This window comes from Prevotella sp. AM23-5 (assembly GCF_003473645.1).
Lineage (GTDB): Bacteria > Bacteroidota > Bacteroidia > Bacteroidales > Bacteroidaceae > Prevotella > Prevotella copri_A.
In genome coordinates this window covers 22,011-30,517 of sequence record NZ_QUCG01000044.1, presented here as the reverse complement: position 1 = coordinate 30,517, position 8,507 = coordinate 22,011, and the positions used below count along the sequence as shown (strand labels likewise).

Genomic DNA, 8,507 nt, shown 5'->3' with positions numbered 1-8,507 from the left:
TATCTCAAATTTTAACGAACTATTGTATAGGGGCATCAGCAATATAATCTAATGCCGGATACAATAAATCCCTAATCCGTGCGTTCATATTATTATAATTAATTTATGAAAGAGGTATAACCAAGTGTTTAAGAGTTATAACCCAGTGTTTAAATAGTAAGGAGAAAATAAAAATGATAGAATATATTCATGGCGATCTGACCGAACTGACCCCGGCAATGGCAGTAGTAGAGACTGCAGGAGTGGGGTACGGACTCAATATTTCGCTCAATACCTATACTGCCATTCAGGGCAAGCAGGAAGTAAAACTCTACGTGCATGAGGTTTTGGTGGCAGGTGGAAGAGATGACTCTTTCACCCTTTTCGGTTTTGCCTCCAAGCAGGAGCGCGAACTCTATCGCCAGCTCATCACCGTATCGGGTGTGGGAGGTAATACGGCGAGAATGATTCTCTCGTCGATGTCGCCAAGCGAACTCTGCAATGTGATTTCTACAGGCAACGACAAGATGCTGAAGACCGTGAAGGGTATCGGATTGAAGACTGCCCAGCGCATCATCATCGACCTGAAGGATAAGATCGTGAGTCTGGGCATTGCCGATGAGCTGCCGGCTAATGGCGGTAATGTGGTGATGGTGAACAATGATATCAAGGATGAGGCTGTCAGTGCCCTCACCATGCTCGGTTTCTCACCGGCACCTTCTGCCAAGGTGGTAGTGGATATCCTGAAGGCGCAGCCGGATCTGCCGGTGGAGCAGGTTGTAAAGCTTGCCTTGAAGCAAATTAAGTAACTTCAGATTGAAGTAAAGTAAATAACTTCTGGCTGAAGTAAATCCAGTAACTTTATGAAGGGGCAAAGAATCTTTTATTTTTTGATGGCTTGGCTGATGGTGGCAACCTTCGGCTACGCCCTCGCTTTGCCTTTTCCGCAGAAAGATAAACAGCAAGATAAACAGGAAAACAAACAGCAAGACAAGAAGCTTCCAAAGCACCAGCCCATTCAGGTAGATGAGGATACGATTCCTGATTCCCTGCTGCATCCCCGCTGGAAAATCCAGCTTACCCAACCTTATTCCCTGAGCGATCTCTATCAGAGTCCGCTCGACCTCAAGCGTCCTGATGCCCTCCGGTATCAGGTCATCTACAATGATACCCTCAACCGTTATGTCATCGGCAACAGGATGGGCAATACCTGGCTTTCGGCTCCCATCATGCTCACTCCGGATGAGTATATGAAATGGACGGAACTGAACGAGCGCAATGCCTTCTATCGCCAGAAGAACGATGAAATCTATCAGGCGAAGGGCAAGGAGAAGTTCGATTTCTCTGATATGCACTTCGATCTGGGACCTGCCGAGAAAATCTTCGGTCCCGGTGGAATCCGTGTCAAGACACAGGGTACTGCCGAACTGAAGTTTGGTATCAACAAGAAGAATATCGACAACCCGTCGCTGCCTATCCGCAACCGAAAGACCACGATGATGAACTTTGATGAGAAGATCAATCTCAACGTGAATGGAAAGGTGGGCGATAAGATGAACCTCAGCCTGAATTACAACACCGATGCCACCTTCGACTACGATGCCCAGAACATGAAACTGAAGTATGATGGCAAGGAAGATGAGATTATCAAGCTGGTTGAGGCGGGTAATGTATCCTTTCCCAGCAACTCCTCGCTCATCAAGGGTGCCAGCAGTCTTTTCGGTGTAAGAACCGATATGCAGTTTGGTAAGCTCAAGCTGCAGACGGTGTTCTCACAGAAGAAGTCGGCTTCCAAGAGTGTATCGAGCCGGGGTGGCGTGCAGCTTACTCCCTTCGAGCTTAATGTGGCAGATTACGAGGAAAACCGTCACTTCTTCCTCTCTCAGTATTTCCGCAGTCATTATGATGCCTGGATGCAGAAACTGCCAAATCTGCTGACGGGTATCACCATCAACCGTGTGGAAATATGGGTTACCAACAAGACGGGAACCACCACGAATACCCGAAACATCATCGCCCTGACCGACCTGGGTGAAAACGAAAAGGTGAGCAATCCGATGTGGGGGGCAGGAGGAACGATGGTGCCGGCTAACAATGCCAATACCGAGTATGCATCGATGACAGGTCAGTTTGCCGCTGCCCGTGACATCAACCAGACAGCCTCTGTTCTGGAAGGTGGCGGACTGATAGGCGGAAGCGATTTCGAGAAGCTGGAGAGTGCCCGTCTGCTCAATTCCTCTGAATATACCGTGAACCAGGCAATGGGATATGTGTCGCTGAAGTCTGGTCTGCAGACCGATCAGGTTCTTGCCGTGGCATACGAATATACCTATGGCGGAGTGACCTATCAGGTGGGCGAGTTTGCCTCGGATATCACCGATACCAAGCAGGCTCTCTTCGTGAAGTCGCTGAAGAATACCAGTTGCAATCCACAGCAGGGCAACTGGGACCTGATGATGAAGAACGTATATTATCTCTCTTCGCAGGTGGAAAAGGACAAGTTCCGCCTCGATGTGAAATATCAGAGTGACACGGCAGGTGTCTATGTCAACTATATTCCGGAAACGCAGGTGAAGAACCAGCCTATCATCCGTGTGCTGGGTGCCGACCGACTGGATAACAACAACAAGGCGCGCAGTAATGGTTACTTCGATTATGTAGAGGGCTATACCGTATCGAATGGTCGCGTGTTCATGCCGAAGGTGGAACCGTTCGGCAGTTATATGCAGGATTACCTCGTCAGGAAGGGTGTGGCTAAGGAGCAGGCAGAGAAGTATGCCTTCACCGAACTCTATGACAGTACGAAGACCATCGCCAAGCAGATAGCCGAAAAGAATAAGTATCTCATCGTGGGACAGTTCAAGGGTTCGGCAGCCAATGTCATCTCCCTCGATGCCTACAATGTGCCGCAGGGTTCGGTGGTGGTGACGGCAGGTGGCGTTACCCTGAAGGAGGGTACCGACTATTCGGTGGATTACAATGCCGGAGAGGTGACCATCCTCAACCAGAGCATCATCGATGCCGGTACGGCGGTCAACGTCTCCCTGGAGAGCAATACCGATTACGGACAGATGAGAAAGACGATGGTAGGATTCAACTGGGAGTATGAATTCTCCAGGAATTTCCAGATCAGCGGAACCTTGCAGCATCTCTCGGAACAGGCGCTCACCAATAAGGTAGCGATGGGCAGCGAACCGCTGAAGAATACGCTCTGGGGCATCAACCTGAACTGGAAGAAGGAGAGCCAATGGCTTACCAACATGCTCGACAAGATACCGTTCCTGCATCTCACCCAACCTTCCTATATCTCCTTCAAGAGTGAGTTTGCCCAGCTTCTGGCGGGCGAAGCAGGAGGAGTGCAGGACAATGCTTCGTATATTGATGACTTCGAGAATACCAAGGGAACCATCGACGTGATGACTCCTACTTCGTGGGTTATCTCCAGTGTGCCGTCGCTCAACTTCAAGGATGATTACAATGACAAGACGGGGGTGACCAGCGGTTACCATCGTTCCCGCCTTGCCTGGTACACCATCGATCCGCTCTTCACCCGACGGGGCAGTTCGCTCACTCCGGGTCATATCAAGAGCGACCTCAAGCAGTTGAGCAACCACTATGTCAGAGAGGTGTATGTAAAGGAGCTTTTCCCTCTGCGCCAGCAGAGCACCTATCAGGGAGCCACCAGCACCCTGAGTGTTCTCAATCTGGCTTACTATCCATCGGAGCCGGGACCTTACAACTTCAATGTATCCGATCTGCAGTCGAATGGTACCCTTGCCAATCCGTCCCGCAACTGGGGTGGAATGATGCGCAAGCTGGATACCAACGATTTCGAGCAGGCAAACGTGGAGTATATCGAGTTCTGGATGCTCGATCCGTTCATCTATTCCCGAGAGCAATCGGATGCAGCCGACTATGGCGGCGACTTCTACATCAACCTGGGCGAGGTGAGCGAGGATATCCTGCGGGATGGCAAGAAGTTTTATGAGAGCGGAATGCCGGTGGATGGCAGCAACAGCTTCACCTATACGCAGTGGGGTAAGATTCCTACGCAGAGCACCGTGACCTATGCTTTCGCCACGACGAGCGGAAGCCGTGCCCTGCAGGATGTGGGATTCAATGGTCTGACCGATGCCGAAGAGCAGGAATTCTACAAGAGTGCCTATCTCGACCAGATACAGGGAAAGGTGAACCAGGCGGTGTTCGACAGTATCTTTGCTGACCCTGCCCGGGATAACTATCACTATTTCAGAGGCTCTGACTGGGATGAGATGCGTGCGCCCATCCTTCAACGATATAAGTACATCAACAACCCTCAGGGCAATTCGCCTGACAGCGAAAGCCGTACCGAGAGTTATGATACTTCCTATAAATCGACACCGGATGTGGAGGACATCAACCAGGACTATACGCTGAACGAATATGAGAAGTATTTCCAGTATCACGTCAGCATCCGACCGGAAGATCTCGTGGTGGGCAGCAACTTCATCGTGGATAAGCGCGAATACACCCAGACTTGGCGAGACAACACGAAATCCACGGTTACCTGGTATCAGTTCCGCATTCCTGTGGATGAGTTTGAGAAGCGCCAGGGAAACATCAACGATTTCTCCAGCATCCGCTTCATGCGAATGTTCCTCACCAACTTCAGGAAGCCTATCGTGCTCCGTTTCGGTACGCTCGACCTGGTACACGGCAAGTGGCGTACCTACGACCAGCCGTTGGGTGCAGCCAGTGGCGGAACCTTGGAGGCGAGTGCCGTCAGTCTGGAGGAAAACGCCGAGAAGACACCGGTCAACTATGTGCTTCCTCCGGGTATCAGTCGTGAACAGGACCCATCGCAGCCACAGCTTGTCGAGGCAAACGAGCAGGCGCTGAGTATGGTGGTGAAGGATCTGACCCATGGCGAGGCAAAGGCGGTATATAAGAACTCTACCCTCGATCTCCGCCAGTACAAGCGCATACAGATGTTTGCCCATGCCAATGCCCTGGAGCAGAACGCCACCAATCTGAAGAACGACCAGCTGGCGGTCTTCATCCGTCTGGGCAGCGACTATAAGAACAATTACTATGAGTACGAGATTCCGCTCAAGCTGACCGAACCTCGCAACAATTATAACCGCAACAGTTCTGCCGACAGAAAGCTGGTCTGGCCGGAGGAGAATATGCTCAATGTAAACCTGAGCGTATTTACCAGTCTCAAGAAGGAGCGCAACAAAGCGAAGGCTGCTGGTATGGCTTCCTATATGGCACCTTATATGATGATGGATGCAGAACATCCGGGCAACCGGATCACCATCGTGGGCAATCCGAGCCTGGGAGAGGTAAAGACGCTGATGATAGGTGTGAGAAACAATTCGGATGAGGTGAAGAGTGGAGAAGTCTGGGTCAACGAGCTCCGGCTTCTGGAGCATAACAACAAGGGAGGATGGGCTGCCAATGCCAATCTGAACGTGCAGCTCTCCGACCTGGGTAGCGTGAATGCCACCGGCCGCTATATGAGCGAAGGCTTCGGCGGTCTGGAAGACGGTGTGGCTAGCCGCAGCACCGATAATTATGGTACCTATAGCGTGACCACCTCGTTGGAGATGGGTAAGTTCTTCCCCGATAAGGCGAAGGTAAGCATACCTTTATATTATAGTGTGACGAAGGAGAAGACCTCTCCGAAATACAATCCACTGGATACGGATATGGAACTGAAGGATGCGCTGGATGCTGCCGGTTCGAAGGCTGAGCGGGACTCTATTGAGAACATCGCAGTGACCAAAGTCACCCAGACCAACTTCTCGGTATCCAATGCCCGGGTAGGTATCGCCACCCGACGTCATCCGATGCCTTACGATCCAGCCAACTTCTCGTTTACCTACAGTCATGCCCATCAGCATACCACGGGTGAGACCACGGTCTTCGAGAATCGGGACAACTGGCGCGGAGCCCTGGATTATTCCTGGACACCGGTCTATAAGGCGTGGGAACCTTTCAAGAAGTGGAAGAACAAGAGCAAGTGGCTCGACATTTTGAAGCGATTCGGATTAAACTGGTTGCCTCAGAACATCGCCTTCAATACGGAGATGACGCACGAGACCTATGAGCTGCAGGAACGCGATATGGAGAGTACGCTCAATTCGCAGCTGCCGCTCACCGTGAGCGACCAGTTCCTCTGGAACCGCGAGTTCTCTCTGCGCTGGGATCTGACCAAGAACCTGCACATGAACTTCCAGAGTGCCACCCATGCACAGGTGGATGTGCCTTATCCGGATGTGAATGCCGATCTCTATGCCGACCAGTATCATGCCTGGAAGGATTCGGTGTATCGGAGTTCGGTATGGCAGAGTGTGAAGAGCTGGGGTACGCCGCTCGACTACAGTCAGAACTTCACGGCATCCTATAAGTTGCCTATCCATCTGCTGCCAGTCTTCGACTGGGTGAATACCGATGCCTCCTACAACGCCAACTATACTTGGGAGCGAGGTACGGAGGATGAGAACGGCAACTCGTATGGCAACACCATCAACACCCAGCGCGAGCTGACGATTAACGGAAGCTTCGACCTGGTGCGCCTCTACAACCACATCCCATTCCTCAAGAAGGCGAATGACCGATTCAACCGCTCGATAAGCAGGAGTGAGATAGAGAGGAAGAAGAAGGAGAAGGAAGCCAGACGGAAGAATCAGGTAGATCTGGCAAAGGCGCTTCCGAAAAACAGGAAGGCTTTCGAGAAGGAAATCACCCTCCTGCCGGATACTACCCTGCTCATCAGACATGGCAAGAACAGCAAGCGACTCATCATTTCTGCTAAGACGGAGGATGGAAAGGTGTATCATCTGAAATACAAAAAGGTGGATAACAACCAGATCCGTATCAAGTCGAAGGTGGATAGCATGATGAAGCTGAAGATTACGGTGATGCCGAAAGTGCCGCTCGATAACGAAAGATGGTATCGGACAGCCCAGACGGCAGCCCGATTGGCAATGATGCTGCGCAAGGTGAGCTTCACCTACCGCAACAACTATCAGATGCTTCTGCCGGGCTTTACCCCTAACGTGGGTGATGCCTTCGGACAGAAGAAAGTGGGAACGATGGCGCCGGGACTGGATTTCGCCTTCGGACTGGTGGATGACAGCTATATCGGAAAGGCAAGAGACAACGACTGGCTGCTCTGCAACGACTCGATTGCTACGCCGGCTACTACCAGCAAGACCGAGAATCTGCAGCTGCGTGCCACCCTGGAACCGGTCAAGGATTTCAAGATTGATCTTTCTGCCACCCGCACCATGACCACGCAAAAGAGCATACAATATATGTATGAAGGTACACCGACCACCCAGAGCGGAACTTTCCAGATGACTACCATCTCGCTCAGTTCGGCTTTCGAGGGAATCGGAAATGCCAACAGTGGTTATCGCAGCAGGACTTTCGAGAAGTTTGTCAACTCGCTCGATGGTTTCCGCCAGCGGGTGGAGTCGCAGTATGCCGGGACGGTATATCCTGCGGGTTCTACCTTGGGCGGAGGCAAGTATGATGCTTCCCGCACACCGGTTAATCCGTATAGTGGTGATGTGATGATTCCTGCATTCCTCAATGCCTATACCTCGATGGGCGGCAGTTCGCTCTCCATCTTCCCGGCATTGAGCCGTCTGTTGCCAAACTGGACGGTGCGTTATAGCGGATTGGGCAAGTTGCCTTGGTTCCGTGATCACTTCAAGAGTGTGAACATCAACCACGCCTACAAGAGCATCTTTGCCGTGGGCAGCTATAGCAGCTACAGTACCTATCAGGAGTATATGAATGGTCTGGGCTTCGTGACGGATGCCTCTACGGGCAATCCATCGCCTAGCAGCATGTTCAATGTTTCTCAGGTGAGCATCAACGAGGCATTCTCGCCATTGCTCGGTATGGATGTAACGCTGAACAACAATATGACCATCAAGGGTGAGTATCGCCAGACCCGAGTGCTGAACCTCAGTATGACGAGTGTACAGGTGAACGAGGCGCTGAGCAAAGACTGGGTGGTAGGTATGGGCTATCGCATCAACAACTTCAACCTCTTCGGTGCTCCAAAGGCACATAAGGTGAAGGGAAGAACGGGTGTCCAGCAAAACAGCAGAAACGGTAGCAAGGGCAAGAATCAGACCCAGAACTACGGTCCTAATCACGACCTGAACCTGCGTCTCGACTTCAGTTTCCGCAAGCAGGCAGCCATCGTCCGTGATATAGCCACGATGACGAGCAGCGCCAGCAGTGGCAACAATGCCCTGAAGCTGAGTTTCACGGCTGATTATACCTTGAGCAAGATGCTAACCATGAGTTTCTACTATGATCGCCAGACCAATACGCCGCTCTTGTCGAGCAGCAGTTATCCTACCACCACGCAGGATTTCGGTCTGAGCATCAAGTTCTCGCTGACGAGATAGGCGGGAAATTCTTCTGCATCCAATAAGCAGAAAGAAAATTCTCTAATTCTCAAATTCTTGAAAATAAAAAAAGCTCGAATGTTTGATGCATTCGAGCTTTTTTTCTATCTTATT

2 protein-coding genes are annotated in these 8,507 nt (G+C 51.2%); both read left to right on the top strand.

The features are described from left to right. Positions 1-173: 173 nt before the first annotated feature. A complete protein-coding gene (ruvA, locus tag DW657_RS11210; protein ID WP_089543755.1) occupies positions 174-788 on the top strand; it encodes a Holliday junction branch migration protein RuvA in 615 nt (204 codons plus the stop codon). A 54-nt stretch (positions 789-842) separates the two neighbouring features. Continuing rightward, a complete protein-coding gene (gene sprA, locus DW657_RS11205; protein ID WP_118312559.1) occupies positions 843-8,393 on the top strand; it encodes a cell surface protein SprA in 7,551 nt (2,516 codons plus the stop codon). Positions 8,394-8,507 lie beyond the last annotated feature (114 nt).

Coding starts and splice junctions, on each gene's coding strand:
- sprA (WP_118312559.1), top strand. CDS start 843: ATGAAGGGGCAAAGAATCTTTTATTTTTTGATGGCTTGGCTGATGGTG.
- ruvA (WP_089543755.1), top strand. CDS start 174: ATGATAGAATATATTCATGGCGATCTGACCGAACTGACCCCGGCAATG.